The following is a 24,979-nucleotide window of genomic DNA, read 5'->3' as shown; positions in this document are numbered from 1 at the left end:
CCGTGGAGAGGCTCACTGCGCCCCGCGCAGCCGCCCCATCACGGCCGCCCAGGCCGGGCCCCCGAACACGTTGACCACGAGGCCCGCCATCAGCAGCCCCGCACCCGCAAAGTGCACGGGCAACAGTTGCTCGCCAAACACCCACCAGCCCGTGGTCAGGCCCACCACGGGCACCAGCAGGGTGAAGGGCGCCACGCGGTTCACGGGGTAGCGCGACATGAGATACGTCCACAGCCCGAAGCCCAGCAACGTGGAGATCCACGCGATATAGGCCACGGCGGCCATGGATTTGAAGGACAGGTGCTGCACGGCTGCCAGTACAGCGGTGGGGCCGTCCATCACCAGCGCCAGGGCCACGAACGGCAGCGGCGCGACCACGCTGGACCAGACGATGAAGGCAAACTGGTTCATCGGCCCATACCGCCCCACGGCGCGGGTGACGATATTCCCGCAGCCCCACATCGCAGCGGCCGCCACGGTCAGCGCAAAACCCGCCAACGGCATCGATGCGCCGTGGGCACTGCCAATCAGCACCAGCCCCACGCCTGCCAGCGCCAGGCCCGCCACCTGGTTGCCCTGCCATTTCTCACGCAGCCACCAGGCCGCCAGCAGCAGCGTGAAGAACGACTGCGCCTGCAGCACCAGCGAGGCCAGGCCCGACGGCATGCCGATGTGGATGGCGGTGAACAGCAGGGCAAACTGGCCCACGGCCATGGTCATGCCATACAACAGGTACAGCCGCAACGGAACCTTGGGGGGCTTGACGAACAGCAGCGCTGGAAACGCCGCCAGCAGGTAGCGCAGCGCGCCCAGCAGCATGGGCGGCACATCGGCCACGCCGACCTTGATCACAGCAAAGTTCAAGCCCCAGACGACGATGACAAGCAGGGCGAGGGCAAGGTCGCGGGGGCGCAGGGCAGTGTTCATTCCCTGCATTTTGGAGGATTCGCTCGGTGGGTGGCCGAGCGTTTCAGGACCAGCGTGGTGCGAAAACGGACAAACCCGCAGGGAAGCTCCGGTACCTCCGGGACGTTACGCCGATTCGACCGCGAAGCTCAGCCCAGCGTTGGCCTGCAGCCGCGTTATCAGCTTGTCACCCAGCGCGGGGGCCGTGGTCCAGATGCCGCCCGGAGTCTCGGTGGCATCCTGCAGCAGGCAGACGGCGGCTTCGGTGATCATCTTGGAGGTGGAGCCATAGCCCGGGTCGCGGTCGCCCTTCACACCCACGCGCAGGCTGTTGCCAGCGGCGTCGGTGCCCAGGAACAGCACGTCGTAGAAACCGTTCTCGCGTTCCTCGCGCGAAGGGCCTTCGCCGGGTTTGGGGCCCTTGTCAGAGCCCAGCGACTTGTCGCCCGCCACGGCGTTGGCGATGGCTTCGCCCTTCTCGCCGGTGCCGGTGATCAGCATCTCGTCGTAGACGAAGTCGGCGCCGTAGGCGTGCTGCAGCAAGAAGTTGGAGCGGTGCACGTTGCGCGTGTTGATGGCGGCCATCACGAAGGGGGCCACCCAGACTCCTTCACCCAGGGCTTCGTCCACCATGGGTTTGTGGCCCGAGGGCTGGCGCGGCCCGTCTAATCCGGGTGTGAGCGAGAACGGGTTCTTCAGCAAATCCAGCACGGCGGGGTTGGTGGCCGCTGCAGCCATGGTGGCCTTCAGGCTGGCGGCTGTGCCGCCAGAGAACGTGCCCTTCATCTTGCGCACCCGGCCCCGCACTCTGGGCGCGGGGTGACCAAAGCGCTGGCCAAATTCCTTTTGCAGCAGGAACACGCCCAGGTCGAACGGGATGGAGTCGAACCCGCACGAGAACACGATGCGCGCGCCGCTGGCCTTGGCCGTGGCTTCGTGCGCGTCGATCATCTGGCGCATCCAGGCGGGTTCGCCGCACAGGTCCACGTAGTCCACGCCGGCTGCCGCGCAGGCGGCCACGAGTTCGTTGCCGTACAGCTGGTAGGGGCCCACGGTGGTCAGCACCAGGCGGGTCTGGGTCATCAGGGCCTGCAGGCTGGCGGGGTCGGTGCTGTCGGTCACGATGAGCGGGGTGTCGGCGGGGGCGCCGACTTCGTCGCGCACGGCGGCCAGCTTGTCGGCGCTGCGCCCGCCCATGGCCCAGCGCAGGCCGCTGCCGGCGGGGTAGCGCTGCAGCAGGTATTCGACGACCAGGCGGCCGGTGAAGCCGGTGGCGCCGTGGACGACGATGTCAAAAGGTTTGGCGGTGGTCATGGGGCGGTCTCCGTGCGGGCGTTGCAGCAGTCAAAGGCTGCGATTGTCAAAGACAAGCCGGTGCAATGATGTCGCCCAGGTGCCCCGGTCCATGTGGTGAAAGTATCGCCATTCGATACCGAAGAGCCGGGCAGCCGCCACTGGCGCAACCCGTTGGCGGCGGCGGCGGGCCGGCGCGGCACTATCCGCTCCGTGTTCAACCACGGCCCTTTCAGGCCACCCCATTCGTATGTCGTCTTCTTCCACCCTCATCCAGCGTGACACCCGTGCATGGCAGCTCCAGGTGTGGGTCTCGTTCGGCATCGCCGTGTTCCTGTGCGCCGTGGGGCTGGCCTGGCTGCCAGGCGAGCAGCTGGAGCAGGCGTTCATGGTGATGGGCTATGTGTTCTGCCTCTCGGCCGCGTTCGTGCTGGCCAAGTTCGTGCGGGACAACGAGAGCGCCGCGCGCCGCGGTGCGGGCGACACGCCCATGTGGAAGCTGGTGGTCTGGGGCGGCTTCGTGGTGGCCATGGGCCTCACCGGCTGGGGTCTGTTCGGCATGGAGATCAACGTGACCTACAAGGCCTTTCTGGGTGTGAGCTGGCTGTACCTGATCACCACCGCGTTCACGCTGGCCAAGATGCTGCGCGACCGCCACGAGGCTGACCTGCTGGAAGCACGCCTGCAAGGCCGCCGCGAAGCTGCCGCAGCACATGCTGCTACGTCTGGTAACAATGCCAGCTGAGTTTCTGGCGTTCGCCATGGAGCTACGGCGGATGCTCGGAGGTTGCCCTGAAAAAAACCGGTGCTGCAGCGCTACTGCGCAGCACCTCCTGTGAGGAGTGAAACCATGAAGAAGTTGTCGAAGATCCTGACCCTTGCCCTGGCCGCCGGCCTGCTGTGCACGCTGGCTGCCCTGCCCGCACGGGCCCAGAGCGAGGCCTCGGCCGCGCTGTCGCTGCTGCCCATCGCGTCGGTGGTGGGCACGGCATCGGTGGCGTCTGCCGCCGCTGGCGCGGTCGTGACGGTGCCAGCGGCCCTGTCGGTCGCCGGTGCGGTGCTGACGGTGAAGACGGTGGAGGCATCGGCCACCGGCACGGTGTATCTGCTGGAGCGCGCATCGGACGGCGCCCGGGCCAGCGTCGAGGTGGCGGGCCGGGGCGTGGGCGCATCGGCGCACGCCGTGGGCACCGTGGTGACCTGCAGCGTGATCGGCACGGGCGTGGTGCTGTCGGTGGCGGGCGAGGCGATTGCCTTCGTGCCCAACGCCATCGGCCGTGCGCTGCTGCACAACGAGCGTCTGTAAGGGCACCGCCATGAATGTGCAGCAGATGACCGTGACGACCCCGGCGCGTGCCCGCGTGCGCTCTTCTTTCAACCCCGCCATGCTCGGCCTGGCCCTGGTGGCTGGCGCGGCCTTGCTGGCGGTACCCGCGGCCCACGCGGGCCGCTCCTGCGAGGCCGCGAAACCCGTGCCTGCCAAAGTGATCGAGCGCGGCATGCAGCTGGCGCAGCAGGCCTCGGCCGCGCTGGATGCGGAGCACGCCAGGTCCGGCGCCCAGGTGGTGGTGCTCGCCCGCGCGGGGCAGGACTTGAGCAAATACGGCCTGCGCTATTCGCACCTGGGCTGGGCGTACAAGACGCCCGAGGGCCCATGGTGGGTGGCCCACAAGCTCAATGAATGTGGCACGGCCGTTGGACACCTGTACCGCCAGGGCCTGGGCGAATTCTTCCTGGACGACCTGTGGCGCTACGAGGCGGTGTACGCCGTGCCCACACCCGAGGTGCAGCAGCGCCTGATCGCCGTGCTGCAGGACAAGGGCCGCACCACGGCGCTGCAGCATCCGCCCTACAGCATGGTCAGCTACGCGTGGGGCCGCAAGTACCAGCAATCCAACCAGTGGGCGCTGGAGACCCTGGCGATGGCCATGGAGCCCACCACGGTGCGCACACGCGACCAGGCGCAGGCCTGGCTGCAGTTCAAGGGCTACGAGCCCACCGCCCTGAAACTGGGCCCGCTGACCCGCATGGGCGGGCGCGTGGGTTCGGCCAACATCGCATTTGACGACCACCCGAACGAGAAACGGTTTTCGGACCGCATCGAGACCGTGACCGTCGATTCGATGCTGGCCTGGCTGCAACGGGCGCAGCTGGTGGCTGCACCGGTGGTGCTGGTGGTGAAGAATTGAATAAAAATGGCCTTCAGCGCTTTATGGAGAAGCGCTAATAGCTATCAAATGCATAGCATTTCCTGAGGGAAACGATCATGAGCAAATCGCTTCGGCTGTCCGAAAAATGGTTTCGCCGTGGCCTGTGGCTGGTGGCGCTGGTGTTTGCCAGCTTCCTCATCGGCCTGGGCGGCACCATCGTGGGCGATTTGCCCAAGGTCGAAACCCCGCTGCGCGTGGACGACTTCCTGGACAAGCCAGCGGCCGAGAGGCTGCGCGCCCAGGTCAAGGACGCGCGCCAGGCCGAGCAGGATGCGCAGACCGCGCTGGACCAGGCCCAGCTGCAGCGCAGCAAGGCCCGCAGCGAAACGCAGGCCGCGCGCGAGACCTTCAACAACTGGCTGGCCACGCGCAACGCCACCCAGCGCGCCGACCAGGACCCCGAAGTCCTGGCGCGCACCCAGGCGCTGGACGTGCTCAAGCTCGCCGAGCGCAAGACCCAGCAGGCGGTCGAGGCGCAGCAGCAGGCCGCGCTGGACGCACGCCAGGCAGCGGCAGCCACGCAGGAGCGCCTGAACGACATGGAAGCCGATGGCTACGTCAAGCTGGAGGCCGAGCGCCGCAAGGTGGAGCTGCGCGTGTTCCTGTACCGCCTGGCCCTCACCCTGCCGCTCTTGGCGGTCGCCGGCTGGCTGTTCGCCAAGAAGCGCAAGGGCACCTACTGGCCGTTTGTATGGGGCTTCATCTTCTTCGCGCTGTTCGCCTTCTTCGTGGAGCTGGTGCCTTACCTCCCCAGTTACGGCGGTTATGTGCGCTACGTGGTGGGCATCGGCATCACGGCGCTGGTGGGGCGCTACGCCATCCTGGCGCTCAACCGCTACCTGGAGCGCCAGAAGTTGGCCGAGGCGCTGCCCGACCAGGAGCGCCGCAAGGAGTTGAGCTACGACGTGGCCCTGGCCCGCCTGGCCAAAAGCGTGTGCCCCGGCTGCGAGCGCCCGGTGGACCTCAAGAACGAGAAGATCGACTTTTGCCCGCACTGCGGCATCGGCCTGTTCGACCACTGCGGCCAGTGCACCACCCGCAAGAGCGCTTTTGCGCGGTTCTGCCATGCCTGTGGCACCGGTGCCGGCGTGCGGCTTGCCCGGGATGACTGATCGGCGCAACGCTTGAACACCGTGAAGGGGCTGCGCCGCCGTGAACTCCTGGGTGCACTGGCCGCCGCAGGCCTGGTGGGGGCCGCGGCGCCGCTGCGGGCCCACAGCGCTCCCGGGGCGCTGATCGAGAACGTAACCCGCCTGTACCCCGTGCGGGTATCCCGGGTGGTGGTGCCTGGCAGCGTGCAGGACGTGGTGCAGGCCGTGCAGAACTGGCCCGGCGCGGTGGCCGTGGGCGGCGGGCGCTACAGCATGGGCGGGCAGGTGGGCGTGGAGGGCGGCCTGCACATCGACATGCGCAGCATGAAGGGGCTGGTGTGGCTGGACACCACCGGCCGCAAGGTGCGCGTACAGGCCGGCATGCGCTGGCGCGACCTGCAAGATCACCTGGACCCCCACGACCTGGCGGTGCGCACCATGCAGAGTTATTCGAACTTCACGGTGGGCGGGTCCGTGTCGGTGAACGTGCATGGCCGCTATGTGGGGCACGGGCCCATCGGCGCGTCCGTGCGGGCCCTGCAGATCGTGCTGGCCAGCGGAGGCGTGCGCGAGGCCAGCCGCCAGCAGCACCCTGACCTGTTCCGTGCCGCCCTGGGCGGCTATGGCGGGCTGGGCGTGATCACCGAGGTGGAGCTGGACCTGGATGCCAACACCGCCCTGGAGCGCGCCGTGGCCCACGTGGCGCTGGACGACTACCCCGGTTTCTTTGCCGCCAAGGTGGCCGCCAACGCGCAGGCCGTGATGCACAACGCCGACCTGTTGCCCCCCAGCTTTGACCGCGCCACTGCGGTGACCTGGACCCGCACCGACAAGCCCGTGACGGTGCCCGAGCGCCTGGTGCCGCGCGGCCAGCGGTATGACCTAGACAAGAGCGTGATCTGGGCCATGACGGAGCTGCCGGGCGGCCACCAGCTGCAGCACAAGGTGGTCCGCCCCGCGCTGCTGCGTGGACATCCCGTGGTGTGGCGCAACCACGAGGCCAGCCTGGATGCCGCCTCTTTGGAGCCGGCCAGCCGCGCACAGTCCACCTATGTGCTGCAGGAATACTTTGTGCCCGTGGCCCGGTTCGCCGCTTTCACGCGGGGTTTGGCCCACATCCTGCAGCAGCACGGTGCGCAGGTGCTCAACATCTCGGTGCGCCACGCGCCGCCCGACCCCGATGCCGTCATGGCCTGGGCGCGCGAGGAGGTGTTTTCGTGGGTGCTGTACTACAAACAAGGCACCAGCCCCGAGGCCCGCACGGCGGTGGGCCTGTGGACGCGTGCGCTGATCGACCTGGCCCTGCAGCACGGCGGCACCTACTACCTGCCCTACCAGCGCCATGCCACACAAGCGCAGTTCGCGGCGGCCTACCCGCAGGCAGACCGGTTTCGTGCCACCAAGGCCGCCTGGGACCCCGAGGGGCGGATGACCAACATGCTGTGGAAGCAGTATCTGTAGCGTGCACCGGCGCTGCGGGTGGGCTGCTTTTGCGGCCCACGCTATTTCGGCTTTTCAGGGCACACCGTGCCGCCCGCGACGCCTGAAACGGGCACGGCCTCAGGCCCGCAGGTGCAAAGCGGCTTTTTGGGGCTTACCGCTTTGGGGGCTTACCCCATCATCACCTGGTTGCGCCCTTGGGCCTTGGCCCGGTAGAGCGCAGCATCGGCGGCGAGCAGCAGCATTTCCATGTCGGAATCGCCGCCCAGGCTGGCGCTGTGCACCAGGCCGACGCTGACCGTGGCGTGGTGTTGCGGGGCACCGCCTTCGGCGCCAAAGGGCAACTGTTCCACCACCTTGCGCAGCCGTTCTGCAATCGCATGCGCCTCGGCGGGCGAGGCATCGGGCAGCACTACCGCAAACTCCTCGCCGCCCAGGCGGCCCAGCACGTCCTGGGGGCGCAGCGCACTGGTCATGGCCTGGGCGATGCCAATCAGGAGCTGGTCGCCCGCACCGTGCCCCAGCTGGTCGTTGACCTGCTTGAAATGGTCCACGTCCACCATCAGCACCGCCAACCCGGCGGATTCGCGCTGGTAGCGTGCCACCAGCCGCTCACCCTGCTCCAGGAACGCGCGCCGCGCGAGCACCCCGGTCAGGTCGTCGTGGCGCACTGCGTGGTCCAGGCGGCGCAGGGCCTCGGCGCGTGCGGCACTGGCGCAGGCCACAGCCAGCGGCCCCAGCGCCAGCAGCGTGACGCCCACGCGCAGCGAGAACACATCGCTGGCATGCGCGGGTGTGAAGTTGAGCACGCCAGTGGCCACCCCGGCCATGGTCCACAGGCACACCACCAGCGACAACAGGCTGGAAATGAAGGGGCTGTAGCTGAGCGCGCACCACAGCAGCCCCGGCACCACAAAGGCCAGCATGCCAGGCCCGCCGATCACCGTGCGTACGCCCTCGGCCAGCAGCAGCGAGCTGACGGGGGCCAGGCGCCAGAACACTGGCACACCCTGCAGACCGCCCTGCGGCGCGGGGGGCGGGGCATCTGCGCGCGGCGCAGCCAGCACCACCGGCACGATGAGCATGTAGTTCATGAGTTCGGTGCTGAACCACAGCGACAGCAGGTCGGTCCATGGGGTGTTGAAGTAGACCGGCGCGGCGCCACAGCCCGCCAGCGCCCCCACAGCACTGGCGGCCAGCGCAGCGAGCAGCAGGTAGAGCGCCGACACGGTGCGCTGCAGGCGCCGGATGCCTTCGTCCAGCCGGCGCAGCACCAGCCAGCCCGCCGTGGCGCCCAGCAGGTTGGCCGCATTGAGCCACAGAGCCATGCCCCAGTGGCTGCCCGTCACCAGATCTGCCGCCACATAGCCCACGGCGGCCGCCACCCAGGCCGGTGGGCGCGCCAGCGTGGGGTAGCGCACCAGCAGCCCGAGCAGCAGCGCATTGGCGGGCCAGAAGGCCGACAGAAAGCCGATGGGCCGCGCAAAGATGCCCACCAGGCAGGCGGCAAAGATCAGCAGTGCCAACCCCAGCCAGGCCATGGGCGGCGAAAGGGGTCGGTGGATCACAAAAGGGCGGTACATAGGTGGGCTGCAGGGGGCGGCGGGGCGGCGCCCAGGTCCCTGCCGATTGTCCCCGGGCCGGGTGTGTTGGGAACGCTGCTGCGCAACCTTCAGAAACAATTGTTGACGATCTCCGGGTGGGCCGGGGAAGGTTTTCACTCTATGGGTAGTGTGGTGTTGCACGCTATCCGGCACTTAAAACCGCGTCTTTTCGGCCAGAGCTGTGTCGCAAATCCGCGCGATACCTGCGGGTATCGCTGTGGTTTGCGCCTTGCCCTGGCCAAAAATCCATCGGTTTTGAATGTGCCGTCAAGCATGCAACGCGATACTAGGCGCTGCCCAGCAGCAGCGCCACGAGTTCGCCCGTGCTGCTGGCCCCCAGCTTGCGCATGAGCCGTGCGCGGTGGGCGTCCACCGTGCGGTGGCTGATGTTCAGGTAGCGCCCGATCTGCTTGCTGGTGGCGCCGGTGACGATGTGCTGGGCGATTTCGCGCTCGCGCAGGGTCAGCGGTGTGCTGACGGGGCGGCGGTGCGAGATGTCCTCGAACATCCATACCGCACGGGCAAACGGGTCTGCCCGGTCCAGCGTACGGCCCACCACGTGGCACCAGAACAGCGATCCGTCGCGCCGCCGCATGATGCGCTCGTCGGCATAGGCCCCCGAATCCTTCATGGCCTGCAGGCCCAGGTGGCCGGTGTGGGTGAACTCGTCGAACGAGGGGTACAGCGGCGCCAGCGGCTGGCCCAGCAGGTCGGCCAGTTCGTGGCCGAACATGTGGGCAAAGGCGTCGTTGCAGATCTCGATGCTGCGTTCGCGCGTCACGCACATGCCCACCGGGGCCAAGTTGAAAGCCAGCTCCAGCGCTTCGGTCGGGGTGGTAAAGGGTGGTGCGGGCATGGGGTGCGATTCTGCCGCAGGCCAATGGGCACAGCCCTGGGGAACCAGGGCCGGTTCAGGCCGTGCGCTCGTGCGTCACCACGACACGGTTGCGGCCAGCGCGCTTGGCGTCGTACAGCGCCCGGTCGGCCGCGCCCAGCCAGTCGACCCAGGTTCCGCCACCGGAGTTCACGCAGGCCAGTCCAATGCTGACGGTGACGGGGATGTCCTCGCCCTGCTCGGACAGCCGGATCTGTTCCACGGCTGCGCACAGCCGCTGCGCGACGGCGGCCGCATCGCTGGCCGTGGCGTCTGGCAGATAGACCAGGAATTCTTCGCCACCCATGCGGGCCAGCAGGTCCGAGTCGCGCAGCTGGCTGCGCAGGGCTTGGGCCGAGGCGACGAGCACGCGGTCGCCCGCCGCATGGCCAAAGCGGTCATTGATGCGCTTGAAGTGGTCCAGGTCGAGCTGCGCGATGGCGCTGCCCGCCGGCAGTCGCGCGGGCAGCATCGACGTGGCCCAGCGGCGGTTGCCCGCGCCCGTGAGCGTGTCGGTTTGCGCCACCCGTTCCAGGCGCACTGCGGCCCGCTCGCTGGAGAGCGAAGAAACCATGAGTGCGATGCCGAAGTGGCAGAACATCTGCACATAGAAGGCCCGGGCAAATCCTGCGGAACTTGCGTTGTCGGTGGCGATGTACAACAGGCGCAACGCAAAGATGCTGGCGCTGAGCAGAAGAAGCCCTGCCAGCAGGGGGCGGGACGGCAGCGGTTCCGTGCGGTGATCACGCCATACCTCGTGGGCCGATCCGACCAGGGCCACGGCGGCGGTGATGTGAAAGGCGCCAGCGCGCAGCAGATTGTCCAGCGGAAACTGCGTGACCAGGCCCAGCACCAGCCAGCCACCGGGGACCAGGACGAGCACCGCCATCGGGATGCGCCTGCGCCCGCTCAATGCCCGCATGCCCGCCCAGAAGAGGGGGTAGCCGACCGTCCCCAGCAGCAGGCTGGTGTGGGTCCAGAGCCAGTCGGGCAGCACCAGGTATTCGCCCCGGCCCGCCAGTTCGGCCCCTATGGCCAGCAGCAGGTAGGCCACCGCCAGCGGCTTGAGCCCCTGGGGTCGGCACGAATGCCGGCTGACGTGAAAGATGCTCAGCGCACCGGCCACCAGGGCGGTCTTGTAGAGCAGGAGGACGGTGGGGAGATCAAGCTGGAGGCCCATGTCGCGGAGCAATGGCGGTTTGGTTGTGGTCCCAGGCGGCGGTGGACCATGTCTGTATATCTTGGCTGGAATGGGGCGACAGGCGCTACCGTGAACTCCCGCAGTGCTCAGCGGCGGCGCCAGCGTTGCGCCCACTGCCGCCGGATGACCCGCGCCACGCGCCAGGCCCACGAGGCACGGGCACGCTCCAGCACGGTGTGCTTGAGGCGCATCCAGCGCGCATAGGTCCAGGCAAACCAGTGCAACTGCATGAGTGCTGGCTGCGTCAGCGTGAACAGCCGCGCCACCACGGCGGTGCCCACCACCTTGGCCAGCACGATCACCAGCATGCCCAGCACCACATGCCCCCGGCCCACCGCCCACAGGGCCAGCAGCTTGATGGGCAGCAACAGGGCCGTGGGCAACGCAAACACGGCCACCGCCGCCCACGGCGGCAGGGCGCGCACGCAGCCTTCGATCCAGCGCAGGCCTGGCCAGCGGCCAATGCGTGCCAGCAACTGCTGCAGCGGTACCCAGCCCCATTCCTCGAACAGGATCAGCAGGGCCAGCAGCCCGCTGCCCAGGCCGGTCAGTATGCGCGCAGGCCAGCGCAGGAGGTGGTGCAGGAATTTTTGAATGATTTTGGCCTCTGGCGCTTATTTATAAAGCGCTGATAGCTAGCATTTTTATAGCTTTTGACCGTGCTTACACGCCCCGCGCCCGCTCGGCCTTGAAGCGTGCGCGGAACTGCGCGAACTCGCCGGCATCCAGCGACTCGCGCACTTCGCGCATGAGGTTCAGGTAGTAGTGCAGGTTGTGCACGGTGGTGAGCATGGGGCCCAGCATTTCGCCGCAGCGGTCCAGGTGGTGCAGGTAGGCGCGGCTGAAACCCTCGCGCCCGCCGTCGTCCCACGACACGCCCGAGCTGCCCGCGCAGGCGTAGCAGGTGCAGCTGGTGTCCAGGGGCTGGTGGTCGGCCTTGTGGCGCGCGTTGCGGATCTTGAGGTCGCCAAAACGCGTGAACAGGGTGCCGTTGCGCGCGTTGCGGGTGGGCATCACGCAGTCGAACATGTCCACGCCATCGGCCACGCCCTGCACCAGGTCTTCGGGCGTGCCCACGCCCATCAGGTAGCGCGGTTTGTGCGCAGGCAGGCGGTGCGGGGTGTGGGCCATGATGTCCAGCATCTCGTCCTTGGGCTCGCCCACGCTCACGCCGCCCACGGCGTAGCCGGGGAAGTCCATCTCGACCAGGCGCTCGAGCGACTCCTGGCGCAGGTGCTTGAACATGCCGCCCTGCACGATGCCAAAGAGCGCGTTGGGGTTCTGCAGGCGCTGGAACTCGTCACGCGAGCGTTTGGCCCAGCGCAGGCTCATCTCCATGCTCTTGCGCGCTTCGGCCTCGGTCGTCAGGTGGCCTTTGGTCTCGTACGGCGTGCACTCGTCGAGCTGCATCACGATGTCGGAGTTGAGCGTGGTCTGGATCTGCATGCTCACCTCGGGCGACATGAAGAGCTTGTCGCCGTTGACCGGGCTGGCAAAGGTCACGCCCTCTTCGGTGATCTTGCGCATCGCGCCCAGGCTCCAGACCTGGAAACCGCCGGAGTCGGTGAGGATGGGCTTGTCCCACTTCTCAAAGCCGTGCAGGCCGCCAAAGCTCTGCATCACATCGAGGCCCGGGCGCATCCACAGGTGGAAGGTGTTGCCCAGGATGATCTGCGCGCCCATGTCGTGCAGGCTGCGCGGCATCACACCCTTGACGGTGCCGTAGGTGCCCACGGGCATGAAGATGGGGGTTTGCACCACGCCATGGTTGAGCGTGAGCGTGCCACGGCGTGCGTGGCTGGTGGGGTCGGTTTTGAGAAGGTCAAACTGCAGCATGATGGGGCGCATTGTCCCAGACGGGCCAGCCTGACCTGGCACAAGGGTATGGGCTGGCGCTGGCGGATGGCGTCGCTACACTGGTCTTCACTGACTCAAGGAGAACACCATGCTCAAGATCCTCATCGCCGTGGACGGCTCCGAACTCGCGCTGGATGGCGTGCACCACGCGCTGGCGCTGGTGGGCCAGGGCCTGAAGGCCAGCGTGGTCCTGGCCAATGTGCAGGAACCCGCCACCCTGTACGAACTGGTGACCACGCGCGACCCCGACCTGATCGCCGCGGCCAGCCTGGAGGCGGGTGACCATCTCATGGCGTCGGCGCGGGCGCTGCTGGATGCCGCCGGGGTCGCGTACGAAACCGATGTGGGCGTGGGCGATGTGGCCCACACGCTGGTGGACATGATCGAGCGCTCGGGCTGCGACATGGTCATCATCGGCGCGAAGGGCCAGGGCGCTATCACCAGCGCACTGCTGGGTTCGGTGTCGCAGGAGGTGGCGCATTCCAGCCCGGTGCCGGTGACCATCGTCAAGCATGCCGAGGTGCTGGAGAGCGCGGACAGCGACGTGGCCGAGGACACGGAGGCCTGAGAGGCTGAGAGTCTTTTATCCGTGCCCGCCTTGCACGCGAAAACGCCCCGGCTCGTCGTTGCAAATGCTCGCCGTAGCCCGAGCTATGGCTGTGCTTTGCGCCTAGATCCGAGGCGTTTTCGCGCGCCTTTCGGGCTCGGCTAAAAAACTCTCAGCCTCTGAGCCTTTTCCGGGGCGCTCCCAGAAAAAAGAAAAGGGCCGCTGTGTGCGGCCCTGATCGGAATATTTGAGAAAGGTTGCCCGGCAGGTATCAGGCCGCCTTGCGAAACGGCTCGGCGGCAGGCCGCTGCAGCTTGCCATGGGGCAGGGTGGCCAGGCGCGAGAACATGCGGCGCACGTAGCCGCGTACCCACAGGCATTTGTTGAGTTCGTCCACGGGCAGCGGGCCCGACACCACCACGATGTCGTTGGCCACGTCCTGCGCTCCGGCGGCGCGCAGGCGGCGGCGCGTGTTGTTGGCCCAGGACTGGATGCGTGTGGGGCTGCCGTGCTGGTGCACCTCGCCCGTGTGTGCGTCGAACGCAATGGCCACGGTATCGGTTTTCAGCTTGAACCTGCGCTCACCCGTCACGGCACTGGGCGCCTCGCGCATGTCGTAGAGGTAGTAACTGCCTGCCTTGAGCTGGTATTGCATGTCCATGGGTGTGTTCCTCTTTATCGGCATTGTCGAGGGCGCACGGTGCAGGCAATGGCAGGTAAAACGGTGGGAAAGGGGCTCTTTTTGGGAGCCCTTCGCCAAGGGCCATGCTGGTTTCTGTGCGCGTGCCATTGTGGCGGCGCGTCGGCGCCACCGCGCGAAACTTGAGGACGATGTCGTAACGAGTTGTGAGTGGGGTGTTTGGCGCGTCTGGTATTTGGTTGCGCCCGGCCGTTGCGTTGCCCAAGGCGTATGCAACTGGCGCGGCCCACGCCAGAGCAGCCAAGCAAGGGCCGCTCCGCAGCGAGGGCTGCGTCCCCCTGCCCGCGCAGCGCAGCGGAGCGAGAGCGGGGGGAAGGCGCGAAGCGCCTCAGGGGGTGTCTCTGCTAGAAATCCACCAGGCTCAGCCCCACGCTGAACACGGTGCGCTTGCGGTTGTAGTCGATCATGCTGTCGCCATAGCCGCTGAACAGCTGCGTGTGCAGGCGCAGGTTGCTCTTGTTGCCAAAAAGGCCCGTGCCCACGGTCTGCAGCCATTCCAGCCGGACCGAGCCCCGGTCGCTGCTCGACAGCGAGTGGCGCAGCGTGGCGCCCACGGTGTTGTCCTTGTTGACGTTCCAGAATGCCGACAGCTCGCCCCGGCCGATGTAGTCGCTGATGCCGGGGTTGTCGTCGCTGCCCGAGCTCTCGGGCACGCGCTTCCAGATGCGCGCGTTCACGCTCACGCTGTTGCCCAGTTCCATGCCCGTCATGAGGTACGCCCGGTTCCAGCTGCGGGACAGGGGTTTGCTCTGGCCGTTGGACTGGTGCACCAGTCCGATGCCGCTGTAGCGCCACTTCCAGCCAAACGGCAGCTGGGCCGTGGTGGGGTAGACATACATGACCTCGGGCTCATGGTCGGTGGCGCGGAAGGGGCGCGAGATCTGGGGTGTGAACAGCTGCCAGTACGACTGCTGCGAGTAACCGAACCACACCGAATCCTTGAGTGTGGGATGGCCCTGCGTGAGCAGGCCTTGCGCGACCTTGGTGCGCACCGACAGCTGGATGCGGTTCTCGGTGCGGCGGTAGGGCGTGGACTCGGTGGCCGAATGGTCGGCCGCATCCGATGTGGGCTGGCGGTTCACGTTGCTCGACGCCACCACCGACACGGTGATGGGCCGGTAGCCCCGGAAGCTGAAAGTGCCGCAGTCGCTGCCCGACTCCAGTTCCCAGAAGCGCGAGAGGTCGCTGTACTGCGGGTCGCGGCAGCCCTCGGTGCGGGCCACATCGATGACGCGGGTGGCGGGCAGGGTGGTGTCCACCGGCGGTGGCACGGCCGTCGAGGCCGTGGCGCCGGGGGCGTTCCAGCCTTGCTGGTCGGTGGCCCACTGGTCAAAGCAGGCCAGACGCGCCTGGTTGTCATTGGACAGCGCGGCGCAGCGGCGCCAGGCACTGTCGGCGCCGGTGGTGGGGGCTGCCGCTGCCGCGCCACTGGCGGGCGTGGACTGCGCCAGCGCGGCGCCCGCAGGTGCCAGCGCGGCGGCCACCAGCAGGGCCAGCGTGTGGTGCCTGGGCCTGCCGCTGCGCTGTGGTGCTGGCGCGGTGGTCATTGCCAGCCCGCCTGCTTGCGCAGCACGAAGGGAGCCGAGGGTGCCGAGGGGGTGGGGTTGGCGTTGTTCCATGTTCCGCGTATTTCCTTGCCGCAACTTCCATCGACCACCTGGCCTGTCCAGGTGGCACTGATGTTCGTGCCGTTGATCGATTCTTCCAGGGTCAGGTCGCCGCCATCGGCGTCTCCGCTGATCTGCGCCGTGGCGCCATTTCTTTGCACGGTGCCACGCACGCTCTGTGCCAGCTCGGGGTGCGGACCCAGTTGCAATGTGGCGGTGGCGCCAGTGGCATCCGGGGCTACGCCCTGCAGCTGGGCCAGCCAGCGCCCTTGCAGGTGCTGGTGGTCCAGCTCTGCCGTGGACGGGCATGCTGCCGTGGATTGTGGTTCATTTTGGCTGCTAGCGCTTGTAGGATAAGCGCTGATAGCTATCAAAATTAAAGCAACCCCCATCAGGGGCGTGGGCCGGTGGGTGCGGGGCTCCATGGGTGGGGTGCGTTGTGGTGGGTGCCGTGGCTGCAGGGGCGCTCATTCCGGGGTGGCTGCCGCCGCCGCGTTGGCGGCCGTGGTGGCCTGGGCCTTGGCGGCAAATTCCGCGCGCAGGGCCTTGAGCTTTTCGCGCGGGTCTTCGCGGGCGGTGGTCTTGTCCAGGCCCATCTCGGCGATGAAACGGCTGGGCTGCGCGGCCACCATCTCGCGGCCCTTCTTGCGCCGCTTGGTCCAGCTCACCGCCAGGGTGCGCTGCGCGCGCGTGATGCCCACGTACATCAGGCGGCGCTCTTCCTGCAGGCGCTGCAGCGTGTCGTCGCTCACCTTCTGTTGCCGGCCCTCGTCGTCGTCGAGCTTGAAGGGCAACATGCCTTCGGTCACACCCACCAGCACCACGTGGGGCCACTCCAGTCCCTTGCTGGCATGCAGGGTCGACAGCGTGACCATGTCCTGCTCTTTTTCGCGCTCGGAAATGGTGGACAGCAGTGCGATGGTCTGCGAGACCTCCAGCAGGCTCTTGGTTTCCTTGGCCACCACGGCGCCTGCGGTGTCGTCGATCTGGCCGCCCGCGCGCTGGGCCATCCAGTCGCAGAACTCCATCACGTTGCTCCAGCGGGCAGCGGCCACCTTTTCGCTGTCTTCGTTGTCGTACAGGTGCTGCTCGTAGCCGATTTCCTTGAGCCATTCGTTCAGGAACGTGCGGGCTTCTTCCGCACCGTGCGTTCGGCGCGCGCTGTACTCCAGGTAGTTGATGTAGCGGCCGAACTCGTGCAGGCCGTCCATGGCGCGCTTGGGCACCGCTGCTGGCAGCATGCCGTTGAACAACGCGCCAAACATGCTCTGCTTGTGCTGCGTGGCAAACGCGCCCAGCGATGCCAGCGTGGTGTGGCCGATGCCGCGTTTGGGCGTGGTGATGGCGCGCAGAAACGCCGGGTCATCGTCGTTGTTGATCCACAGCCGGAACCAGGCGCACAGGTCCTTGATTTCGGCACGGTCAAAAAAGCTGGTGCCGCCCGATACCTTGTAGGGGATGTTCGCCTTGCGCAGCGCCTTCTCGAACGGCTTGGCCTGGTGGTTGGCCCGGTACAGGATGGCAAAGCCTTTCCAGTCCGGTGGCGGGTTGCTGGCGGCCCGCAGGCTCTGGATGCGGGCCACGGCACGTTCGGCCTCGTGCTCTTCGCTGTCGGCGTCCACCACACGCACCGGCTCGCCTTCGCCCAGCTCGCTGAACAGGGTCTTGGGAAACAGCTTGGGGTTGGGTCCGATCACGTTGTTGGCCGCACGCAGGATGGCGCTGGTGGAGCGGTAGTTCTGCTCCAGCTTGATGACCTTGAGCTGCGGGAAGTCGATAGGCAGCTTCTTGAGGTTGTCCAGCGTGGCACCGCGCCAGCCGTAGATGGACTGGTCGTCGTCGCCCACGGCGGTGAAGTGGCCTCTTTCGCCCACCAGCAGTTTCAGCAGTTCGTACTGCGTGGCGTTGGTGTCCTGGTACTCATCGACCAGCACATGGCTGAGCAGGGCCTGCCACTTGGCGCGCACTTCGGGGAAGTCGCGCAGCAGGCGCAGCGGCATGCCGATCAGGTCGTCAAAGTCCACGCTCTGGTAGGCCGCAAGGCGCTCTTCGTAGCGCGCCATCAGCGTGGCGATGATGCGCTCGTTGTCGTCCGCCGCCTGGGCCAGCGCCTGCTCGGAGGTCAGGCCCATGTTCTTCCACTTGCTGATGACCCACTGCCACTGGCGCGCCGTGGCCATGTCGGTGGTGCCCCCCGAGGCTTCCTTCAGGATGCCGGTCACATCGTCGGCATCCAGGATGCTGAACTGGGGCTTCAGGCCCAGGACCACGCCATCCTCACGCACCATGCGCACCCCCAGGGCGTGGAAGGTGCACACCAGCACATCCTTGGCGCGCCGGCCGATCAGGCCCTTGGCGCGCTCGCGCATCTCGGCGGCGGCCTTGTTGGTGAAGGTGATGGCGGCAATGCGCTTGGGGTCCATCCCCTTCTCGATCATGTGGGCGATCTTTTGGGTGATCACCCGCGTCTTGCCCGAGCCCGCGCCGGCCAGCACCAGGCAGGCACCGTCGGTGTAGTGGACAGCCTGAAGCTGGGCGAGATTGAGACCGGCAGACATGGGAAGGAAGGGGGCTGAGCCGTGGAAGGCAGGAAAAGGAAGGCGGGGTGGGCGGCGTGGGCCCCTGGGCGGGCGGCGGCGGGGCCAGATCGTGCCGCGCAAGGGCGCAATGATACCGGCGCAGTCCGGCAGCCTGCGTGCGCCCGGGTATGGCAACCCACGCAAGGTGGGCGGCTGACGCGCCCCTGACAGGAAGCCGCCTCCGGCACCTGCCGGGCCAGGCGCTCCGGGAAACCCCGCTAGGGGCTTTGTTTTCACAATTTGATACTGGCTGGCCAGTACATCCCTCAACGGGATGGGTGTGTTGTGAACCGAGCCCCACCATGAACTCCTCTGCCTTGACTTCCACCGTTCAGACCGCCGCACCGGGCATCCCAGGCCCGCGCCGCCCCCGGTGGCACCACAACGCCTGGAGTGCCGTGGTGGCCGCCAGCGTGCTGGCCTGCACAGCCCTGCTGCCCGCGCAGGCCCAGATCGGCAGCACGGCGCCCGTGCGCATTGGGGTGGTGGGGCCGTTCACCGGGCCCTCGGCCGACTTTGGCGTGCCCATGCTCAATGGCATCAAGCTGGCCGTGGATGAGATCAACGCCGTGGGCGGCTACCTGGGGCGACCGCTGGAGCTGGTGATCAAGGACGATACGGCCAATCCGGACCAGGGCCGCAAGGTGTCGCAGGAACTGATCAGCGAGAAGGTGGTCGCCACCATCGGTTTTTGCAACACCGGCGTTGCGCTCAAGGCCATCGACCTGTTCCAGGAGGCCAAGAGCCCGCTCATCGTGCCGTGCTCCACGGGCACGGCGGTCACCGCCAAATATCCCGCTGCAGACAGCTACATCTTCCGCGTGCAGGGACGCGACGCGATCCAGGCCCCTTTCATGGTGGAAGACATCGTCAAGCGCGGCTGGGACAAGGTGGCCATCTTTGCCGACAAGACCGGCTACGGCGAAGGTGGCTTCAACGATGTGGTGGCTGCCCTGGCTGCCAAGAACCTCAAGCCCGTGCATGTGGCGCGCTTCGACCTGGGTGTGAAGGACCTCACGGCCGAACTCACGGCCGCCCGAGCCGCCGGGGCCAATGTGATCCTCAGCTACACCGTGGGCCCGGAAAACGCGGTGATCGCCAATGGCAAGAAGGCGCTGGGCTGGAAGGTGTCCCAGGTGGGGCCATGGACGCTGTCGTTCCCGTTCTTCCTGGAGGGTGCCAAGGACGCCGCCGAGGGCGCACTCATGGTGCAGACCTTCATTGCCGAACCCAGCAACGAACGCCGCGCATCGTTCCTGTCGAGCTACACCCGCAAGTACCACGGCAAGGTGGCCGTGCCCATGGCGGCCGCCAATGCCTATGACGCCACTTACCTGCTGATGTATTCCTTCCTGGGCGTGCGGGACGGCAACCTCAACGGCAAGGCCGTCAAGGAGTCGCTGGAAGGCAAGATGAAGACCTACTACGGCGTGGTGTCCACCTACGACAAGCCGTTCAGCGTGCAGGACAAGGATGCCATCACGCGCAACATGCTGGTGATCGGCATGGTCAAGAACGGCGCCATCACCTTTGCCTACCCCGAAGACGCCAAGCGCAACCTCATCATCCAGCGCAAGCAGTAAGGCACCCACGGCCGTGGCCGTGGTGGTTGGGGGATCACCGTTCGCGAACCCTCCCCCCCTGACGTTGCGCTGACCACCGCCCGGGGCTGGGGGTCCTGGCGCGGTGCGCAGCACGGACAATAGCGCCGTGCTGTCCGTCCTCCTCATCACCTTCCCCTTCTTTGCCCTCGTGCTCTGCGGCTACCTGGCCGCACGGCGTGGGGTGCTGCCCCAGCCCGCCATCCCGGGGCTCAATGCCTTCGTGCTGTACTTCGCGCTGCCCTGCATGCTGTACCGCTTTGGCGCCAGCACGCCCATCGCGCAGCTGCTGGACCCGGCCGTGGCGGGCGTGTATGTGCTGTGCGCGCTGGTGATGGTGGGCGCCACGGTGGCGCTCACGCGCAGTGCGCGCATCGGCTGGAACGACGCGGCCTTCGGTGCACTGGTGGCCGCTTTCCCCAACACCGGCTTCATGGGCGTGCCGCTCCTGGTGGCGCTGCTGGGCGCGCAGAGCGCGGGCCCGGCCATCGTGACCATCGTGGTGGACATGGTCGTCACCAGCTCGCTGTGCATTGCGCTGTCGCGCCTGGATGGCGCGGGCACCCACGGTGTGGGCGTGGCGCTGCGCAGTGCCTTCCGGGGCATGGCCACCAACCCCATGCCCTGGTCGATCGCGCTGGGTGCGCTGGCCTCGGCCCTGCACTTCCAGCTGCCTGGTCCGGTGGACAAGACCATTGCCATGCTGGCCGACGCGGCCTCGCCCGTGGCGCTGTTCACCATCGGCGCGGTGCTGGCGCGCTCGCAGATGAACCAGCACGAACAGGTGCCCGCGCGCGATTACGTGCCGGTGGCCCTGGCCAAACTGCTGGTGCACCCGCTGCTGGTATGGGGCGTGGGCATGGCCGCCATGGCGCTGGGCGTGCCGCTCACGCCGTTTGCGCTGACGGTGCTGGTGCTGCTGGCGGCCTTGCCCAGCGCCAGCAACGTCTCGCTGCTGGCCGAGAAGTTCGGTGCCAACAACGGGCGTGTGGCGCGGATCATTCTGGTGTCCACCGCGCTGGCGTTTCTGAGCTTTTCGGCGGCGGTGGCGTTGCTGACCTGATTGCTATATTTTTGATAGCTTGTAGCGCTTTCCCATAAAGCGCTGGCGGCCAAAAACACTTGAAATTTTGTGCCGCCCTCTACCTGGGGCGCATTCCCTGGCCGCGCCGCAGCCAGGCACCGGTCGCCAGCAGCCCCAGGCAAAGCACCACCAGCGCCCAGGGCGAGTTGACGGGGATGTTGCTGGATGCCACCTCCTCCAGAACCAGGTCGTCGTGGTAGCCCGCTGCGTCGAAGGTGAAGAAGCTGCCGGTTTTGAGCGCAATGGTCACCTGGCTGGAGGCTGCGGTGAAGGTGGCGCCAAAAGGCTCCCATTCGAACTGGAAGACCCCGTTGAGCGCCAGGTTCGACACATCGCGCCGGGCGATCAGCGTGTCCAGCGGGCCGGGCGCGGCATCGATGGTGGCGGCCCCCACGGCGCCGTCGTAGGCCACGACTTCCCACCAGGTGGCGTTGCCGCCCGCATTGCCCGTCACACCCCCCGACCAGGCGCCGCGCAGCCGGTACACCCGCCCGGGGGTGACCGCCACGGTCTGGAACAGGCCCCCGTGCGCGTTGCCCGCACCACTGCCTTTTTTCTGCGCGTGGGACGTTCCGGCGCCACCGAACGGGCACTGGGTGGGCACCCAGATGTCGCAGTCGTTGCTGTGTATCCAGGTGCCGTTCCAGAAGCCCGGCGGCGCCGTCCAGGTGCTCCAGCCGGTGAGGCCGGATTCGAAGTTGCCGTTGGTGAGCAGGTTCTGGGCACGCACGGCGGTTCCGCCCGCCAGGAAGACCAGCAAGATCAGGGCACGAACAATGGCTGTCATTGGTAAGGCTTTCTGAAAATGGAAGAAGCACGGGCGGGGCGTACACCGGGTGCCGGTCCACCGGACCCGCGCAGCACAAGCATGCCCCGAGGCGATGCCGTGTGAGGCCGCAGTATCTGGGGCGAGCCCACGGCATGCAAGCTTTATCGGGCACGGGGGCGCCGCAAGGTGGGGGATTGCGTGGGGCTGCCCTTGCCAGGCCCGCGTGCCTCGCGCCTGCGGGTTGCAGATCACACCGTGTTTTCTGCACTTCGTCGCAAACGCCTCGCAGGGCCTGGGCGGGCTGGGCACAGTGCGGGTCGATCCGGGCGTGGTCCCGGCTTGTACCCCCACAGAAAGCCCTTTCATGAAAAAACGGATTCTTTTCCTGGCCGCGTTGACCGCCCTGGCTGCCCACGCCGCCGACCTGCGCATTGAAGTCACCGTGCCTGCGCAACAACAAGGCACCGTGCTGGCAGCCCTTTTTGACCAAAGCGAGGGCTTTCCGCGCGGCAAGCCGCTGCAGACCGCCGCCGCCCCACTGGGCGATGGCAAGGCCGTGGTGCAGTTTGCAGGGGTGCCCGCAGGCGACTACGCCGTCTCGGCGTTTCTGGACGAGAACGGCAACATGAAGCTGGACACCAACCTGTTCGGCCTGCCGACCGAGTTGTATGGCTTCAGCCGCAATGCACGCAGCCCGGTGGGCCCGCCCACGTTTGCCGACGCAGCCTTCCGCGTGGGCGCGGATGCGGAGCCCCAGGCCATCGAACTCAAGTAAGCCGACAAGGAGCCCGCGATGACCCACCCCCATCCACCGCGCCGCGCCGTTCTGGCGGCCCTGGGCGCCAGCCTGCTGCCCGCCCTGGGCCACGGCGCCGATGCGCCCCACGCCTGGCGGAGCAGCTACACCCCCTACAACGGGCCCTTGAAGGCGCCGCTGGCCAGCGGCCCGCTGCCCGTGCGGGGGCGCTGGCCAGCTGCATTGCAGGGCACGCTGTACCGCATCGGCCCCGCACGGCGCGAACTCGGCGGCGTGGCCATGAACCACTGGTTCGATGGCGACGGCATGCTGCAGGCGTTTCGTTTTGAGGGCGGTCAGGCTTCAACGCAAACACCGCCCCGCATATCCCACCGGGGCGCCCTGCTGGCCACCCCCAAGCTCACGGCGGAAGAGGCCGCGGGCCGGCTGCTGTACTCGGGCTTTGCCACCACGCTGCCCGGTTCGCCGCCGCTCAGCGGGCCCGACGCCGTCAACCCCGCCAACATCAACCTGCTGGCCCTGCCCGCGCGCAAGGAGCTTTTTGCGCTGTGGGAAGCCGGCTCCGCGCTGGCGGTGGACCCGGTCACGCTGCAGGCCCAGGGGTTCAAGGCCTGGTCGCCGCAGACCCAGGGCGCGCCATTTTCGGCGCACCCGCGCGTGGCGCCGGATGGCTCGGTATGGAATTTCGGCTACATGCCGGGCTCCGGGAAGCTGCTGGTGTACGACATTGCACCGACAGGCCAGCTGCGCCGCCAGCATGTCCTGACCACGGAGCAGGCCGACATGGTGCATGACTTCGCCATCACAGAACGGCACCTCGTGTTCCTGCTGATGCCGCTGCAATTCAACGGTCACCCCGGCGCGGGGAGCCCGCTGTCCCACTACCAATGGAACGACAAGGCGCCGCTGGTGGTGCTGCTGGTGGACAAGGTGGACTTCAAGGTCCAGCGCTTCGAGTTGCCCGCCACAGGCCTGTTCCACCTGGCCAACGCCTGGGAAGAGGGCGGTACGGTGCAGGTACGGTTTGTGGCGCAGCCCGACATCCTGAACGCGCTGCACCACCTGAATGTGGATGGCGCGCGCAGCACCCCGGCTGCGGCCGCCACCCGGTGGGCACACATCACGCTCACCCCGTCCACGGGCCAGGCACGGCTGGAAACCCCGGGGCTTGCCCACGTGGAGTTCCCGCGCATCCACCCGGCACGCAACGGCCTGCCCACGCGCTTCACCACCCTGATGGCGCGCAGCCCGGGCATGGATGCCCAAGTGCAGGGCTTTGACACGGTGCTCACGCTGCAGGGCGACAAGACACCGCAGCGCCATCGGTACGGCGCGGGCTGGATCGCAGAGGAGCATGTCTACATCCCCGCCAGCCCTACCGCCGCCGAGGGCCGGGGCTGGGTGCTGGGCACCGCCTACCACTGGCCCAGCGAGCGCACCACGCTGTCGGTGTTCGACGCGCAGGCGGTGAATGCAGGGCCACTGGCCAGCGTCACGCTGCCCTATGGCCTTCCGCTGGGCCTGCACGGCCAGTTTGTTCGGACCTGAGGCCGCCCCGGTCCTTGGCGGCGGGGCGCCAAGGACCAGGCGGGCGCGCAGTGCGTGTCAGCACACTGCGCGGGCGGATGCTTCCAGTGCGCCCAGGGCATGCGCCAGCACAAACGCGCCGCCCAACAAAATGGCGCCCTCCAGATGGATCTGCAGCCCGAAGCCCGGCCTGTGAATGCGCGTGACCATGGTGTGGATCATCTTGCACATCCATGCCAGGGGGGTTGCTAGCATGCCCAGGTGCGCCCACATCTTCCAGCCGTACAACGCGGAGCCTATGTGGGTCGCCATGTTGCATTTGATGACGGCGCCGGTGCGTGGCTAGTCGCTGTAGTCGAACAGGAGGGACAAAAAAACGACGCCGGCAATGGGCACCATCACAAAGAGCCAGAAAACCACCCATTTGCCGTCGTGGGGGTTCCAGCTCGGTCCTGCCTCGGAACCTGCCGTGTTGTGGTCACCGGGATGTTCATGCGCCTGCTTCGTGTGCGAGCCTTCCGACCGCACCACCTCGTCGGCCACGTCGGCGGCCGTGTCCAGCCAGTGGCGCCACTCGCGCACGCGGGGTTGTCGGCCCAGCGCCGCGACATAAACGCATTGATCGTCCACACACGCCTGTTGCACGGACGTGATGCGGTGGGGCGGCAAATACCAGTCCTTGGATTTGCGCGGCAGCCGCATCACGAAGACGGTGGTGGTATCGGTCCCGCTTTCGGCGGTCAGGCCCGTGGCCCGGTGTTCAAGCTCGATGACCATCCAGTCGTAGCCCCGGTGCTGGCCTTTCACGATCCACTGCGGCCGCAGCCCTGACAGGTTCAATCTTTCCCACAGCGGAGCGGAAAAACTGTCGAGCAATCCGGGGGGTGGAGCTTCCTTGACGGCCATTTACAAGCCCTCCAGGTCGGCGTCGTCCTGCGCTGCGCGCCCGGCCTGGAACCCCACGGCGATGGCGACGATGGCACAGCCGAGCAGGTTCCACGGGCTGGGGATGCCATACACGGCGAAGCCCACCCCGACCACGCCCAACAGGATGGCCATGCGCAACAGGGCCTGGCCTTCGCCCAGCTTGATGCCAAAACCCAGGACCACGTTGAACAGTACCAACATCAAAGGCCAGCCGATGAGGCAGCCGAACATCAGCAGGAAGGCCGCCATGCCTTTGGCCTGGGAGAACCACGATCCCCAGATCCAGTTGGTCGCCAGTGTTGCCACGGTGATGGTGATGGTGGCCCACAGGGGCTGCAGTTTGTGCAGGTCGTTCAGTTCTTTGTACATGGAAATCTGGCGCGGGAGGGGACGGTCGCGTCCCGG

The 24,979-nt window shown here is 67.3% G+C and carries 25 protein-coding genes; 10 read left to right on the top strand and 15 right to left on the bottom strand.

The annotated features are described in order from the left end of the window. Window positions 1–12 precede the first annotated feature (12 nt). Both ARADN35_RS0122490 and ARADN35_RS0122485 read right to left on the bottom strand, forming a co-directional pair. Entirely contained in the window at window positions 13–915 is a 903-nt protein-coding gene (locus ARADN35_RS0122490) for an EamA family transporter (RefSeq protein ID WP_167539802.1), read from the bottom strand. A 117-nt stretch (window positions 916–1,032) separates the two neighbouring features. Then, entirely contained in the window at window positions 1,033–2,220 is a 1,188-nt protein-coding gene (locus tag ARADN35_RS0122485) for a saccharopine dehydrogenase family protein (protein ID WP_010466240.1), read from the bottom strand. A 229-nt stretch (window positions 2,221–2,449) separates the two neighbouring features. On the opposite strand from ARADN35_RS0122485, the gene ARADN35_RS0122480 reads away from it, so the two are divergent. From ARADN35_RS0122480 to ARADN35_RS0122460, 5 genes are all read left to right on the top strand, one after another. Continuing rightward, window positions 2,450–2,944, top strand: a complete 495-nt coding sequence (locus tag ARADN35_RS0122480; protein ID WP_010466238.1) for a YiaA/YiaB family inner membrane protein — start codon at window positions 2,450–2,452, stop codon at window positions 2,942–2,944. A 105-nt stretch (window positions 2,945–3,049) separates the two neighbouring features. Beyond that, the gene (locus tag ARADN35_RS0122475) at window positions 3,050–3,505 is read left to right on the top strand and encodes a hypothetical protein (RefSeq protein ID WP_010466237.1); all 456 of its coding nucleotides are present in this window, start codon (window positions 3,050–3,052) and stop codon (window positions 3,503–3,505) included. Between the two features lie 10 nt (window positions 3,506–3,515). Continuing rightward, window positions 3,516–4,388 (top strand): DUF2145 domain-containing protein, encoded by an 873-nt coding sequence (locus tag ARADN35_RS0122470; protein ID WP_010466236.1) that lies wholly within the window; start codon window positions 3,516–3,518, stop codon window positions 4,386–4,388. A gap of 77 nt (window positions 4,389–4,465) precedes the next feature. Then, entirely contained in the window at window positions 4,466–5,521 is a 1,056-nt protein-coding gene (locus ARADN35_RS0122465; protein ID WP_010466235.1) for a zinc ribbon domain-containing protein, read from the top strand. A 21-nt stretch (window positions 5,522–5,542) separates the two neighbouring features. Continuing rightward, window positions 5,543–6,961: an FAD-binding oxidoreductase gene (locus ARADN35_RS0122460; protein ID WP_244265941.1), complete on the top strand. Its 1,419-nt coding sequence runs from the start codon at window positions 5,543–5,545 to the stop codon at window positions 6,959–6,961. A gap of 149 nt (window positions 6,962–7,110) precedes the next feature. Here ARADN35_RS0122460 and ARADN35_RS0122455 read toward each other — a convergent pair whose 3' ends face one another. The 5 genes from ARADN35_RS0122455 to tgt all read right to left on the bottom strand — a co-directional run bounded on the left by ARADN35_RS0122455 (window position 7,111) and on the right by tgt (window position 12,455). Then, complete coding sequence (locus tag ARADN35_RS0122455; RefSeq protein WP_244265938.1) at window positions 7,111–8,508, bottom strand: sensor domain-containing diguanylate cyclase; 1,398 nt, start codon at window positions 8,506–8,508, stop codon at window positions 7,111–7,113. Window positions 8,509–8,830: 322 nt separating this feature from the next. Beyond that, window positions 8,831–9,400, bottom strand: coding sequence for a LuxR C-terminal-related transcriptional regulator (locus ARADN35_RS0122450; protein WP_010466232.1), 570 nt, complete (start codon window positions 9,398–9,400; stop codon window positions 8,831–8,833). A gap of 55 nt (window positions 9,401–9,455) precedes the next feature. Next, window positions 9,456–10,598, bottom strand: coding sequence for a GGDEF domain-containing protein (locus ARADN35_RS0122445; protein WP_035198490.1), 1,143 nt, complete (start codon window positions 10,596–10,598; stop codon window positions 9,456–9,458). Between the two features lie 107 nt (window positions 10,599–10,705). Then, window positions 10,706–11,095, bottom strand: a complete 390-nt coding sequence (locus tag ARADN35_RS0122440) for a hypothetical protein (protein ID WP_010466229.1) — start codon at window positions 11,093–11,095, stop codon at window positions 10,706–10,708. 187 nt (window positions 11,096–11,282) lie between these two features. Continuing rightward, window positions 11,283–12,455 carry a tRNA guanosine(34) transglycosylase Tgt gene (tgt, locus tag ARADN35_RS0122435; protein WP_010466228.1) on the bottom strand — a complete coding sequence of 391 codons (1,173 nt, stop codon included), beginning with the start codon at window positions 12,453–12,455 and terminating at the stop codon, window positions 11,283–11,285. Between the two features lie 109 nt (window positions 12,456–12,564). On the opposite strand from tgt, the gene ARADN35_RS0122430 reads away from it, so the two are divergent. Then, window positions 12,565–13,044, top strand: a complete 480-nt coding sequence (locus tag ARADN35_RS0122430; protein WP_010466227.1) for a universal stress protein — start codon at window positions 12,565–12,567, stop codon at window positions 13,042–13,044. A 250-nt stretch (window positions 13,045–13,294) separates the two neighbouring features. Here the strand turns inward: ARADN35_RS0122430 and ARADN35_RS0122425 are convergent, their stop codons facing one another. The 4 genes from ARADN35_RS0122425 to ARADN35_RS0122410 form a co-directional block, all read right to left on the bottom strand. Further along, window positions 13,295–13,684, bottom strand: coding sequence for a hypothetical protein (locus tag ARADN35_RS0122425; protein WP_010466226.1), 390 nt, complete (start codon window positions 13,682–13,684; stop codon window positions 13,295–13,297). Between the two features lie 383 nt (window positions 13,685–14,067). Then, the gene (locus ARADN35_RS0122420; RefSeq protein ID WP_010466225.1) at window positions 14,068–15,270 is read right to left on the bottom strand and encodes a phospholipase A; all 1,203 of its coding nucleotides are present in this window, start codon (window positions 15,268–15,270) and stop codon (window positions 14,068–14,070) included. Continuing rightward, window positions 15,267–15,755, bottom strand: a complete 489-nt coding sequence (locus ARADN35_RS0122415; protein WP_010466224.1) for a hypothetical protein — start codon at window positions 15,753–15,755, stop codon at window positions 15,267–15,269. Before ARADN35_RS0122415 ends, ARADN35_RS0122420 begins: the two co-directional genes overlap by 4 nt. Before the next feature lie 42 nt (window positions 15,756–15,797). After that, entirely contained in the window at window positions 15,798–17,888 is a 2,091-nt protein-coding gene (locus tag ARADN35_RS0122410) for an ATP-dependent helicase (RefSeq protein ID WP_010466223.1), read from the bottom strand. 323 nt (window positions 17,889–18,211) lie between these two features. Here ARADN35_RS0122410 and ARADN35_RS0122405 point away from each other — a divergent pair, with 323 nt between their 5' ends. Together ARADN35_RS0122405 and ARADN35_RS0122400 are read left to right on the top strand one after the other, a co-directional pair. After that, the gene (locus ARADN35_RS0122405) at window positions 18,212–19,492 is read left to right on the top strand and encodes an ABC transporter substrate-binding protein (RefSeq protein WP_050812567.1); all 1,281 of its coding nucleotides are present in this window, start codon (window positions 18,212–18,214) and stop codon (window positions 19,490–19,492) included. A gap of 127 nt (window positions 19,493–19,619) precedes the next feature. Continuing rightward, a complete protein-coding gene (locus ARADN35_RS0122400) occupies window positions 19,620–20,573 on the top strand; it encodes an AEC family transporter (RefSeq protein ID WP_010466221.1) in 954 nt (317 codons plus the stop codon). A 79-nt stretch (window positions 20,574–20,652) separates the two neighbouring features. On the opposite strand, the gene ARADN35_RS0122395 is transcribed toward ARADN35_RS0122400, so the two are convergent. Next, on the bottom strand, window positions 20,653–21,381 hold the full coding sequence (locus ARADN35_RS0122395; RefSeq protein WP_010466220.1) for a hypothetical protein: 729 nt from the start codon (window positions 21,379–21,381) through the stop codon (window positions 20,653–20,655). Between the two features lie 346 nt (window positions 21,382–21,727). On the opposite strand from ARADN35_RS0122395, the gene ARADN35_RS0122390 reads away from it, so the two are divergent. Both ARADN35_RS0122390 and ARADN35_RS26745 read left to right on the top strand, forming a co-directional pair. Continuing rightward, a complete protein-coding gene (locus tag ARADN35_RS0122390) occupies window positions 21,728–22,138 on the top strand; it encodes a DUF2141 domain-containing protein (protein ID WP_010466219.1) in 411 nt (136 codons plus the stop codon). An 18-nt stretch (window positions 22,139–22,156) separates the two neighbouring features. After that, window positions 22,157–23,668, top strand: coding sequence for a carotenoid oxygenase family protein (locus ARADN35_RS26745; RefSeq protein ID WP_010466218.1), 1,512 nt, complete (start codon window positions 22,157–22,159; stop codon window positions 23,666–23,668). Window positions 23,669–23,725: 57 nt separating this feature from the next. Here ARADN35_RS26745 and ARADN35_RS28105 read toward each other — a convergent pair whose 3' ends face one another. From ARADN35_RS28105 to ARADN35_RS0122365, 3 genes are read right to left on the bottom strand one after another with little or no spacing between them, the layout of a single operon-like run. Further along, window positions 23,726–23,959, bottom strand: a complete 234-nt coding sequence (locus tag ARADN35_RS28105) for a hypothetical protein (RefSeq protein WP_139019231.1) — start codon at window positions 23,957–23,959, stop codon at window positions 23,726–23,728. Between the two features lie 30 nt (window positions 23,960–23,989). Further along, entirely contained in the window at window positions 23,990–24,553 is a 564-nt protein-coding gene (locus tag ARADN35_RS0122370) for a hypothetical protein (protein ID WP_010466215.1), read from the bottom strand. Further along, complete coding sequence (locus ARADN35_RS0122365; protein WP_010466214.1) at window positions 24,554–24,943, bottom strand: hypothetical protein; 390 nt, start codon at window positions 24,941–24,943, stop codon at window positions 24,554–24,556. Window positions 24,944–24,979: the final 36 nt, after the last annotated feature.

It is taken from the genome of Acidovorax radicis N35, assembly GCF_000204195.1.
Taxonomy (GTDB): Bacteria; Pseudomonadota; Gammaproteobacteria; order Burkholderiales; family Burkholderiaceae_C; genus Acidovorax; species Acidovorax radicis.
This window is presented reverse-complemented; position numbering and strand designations above follow the sequence as displayed.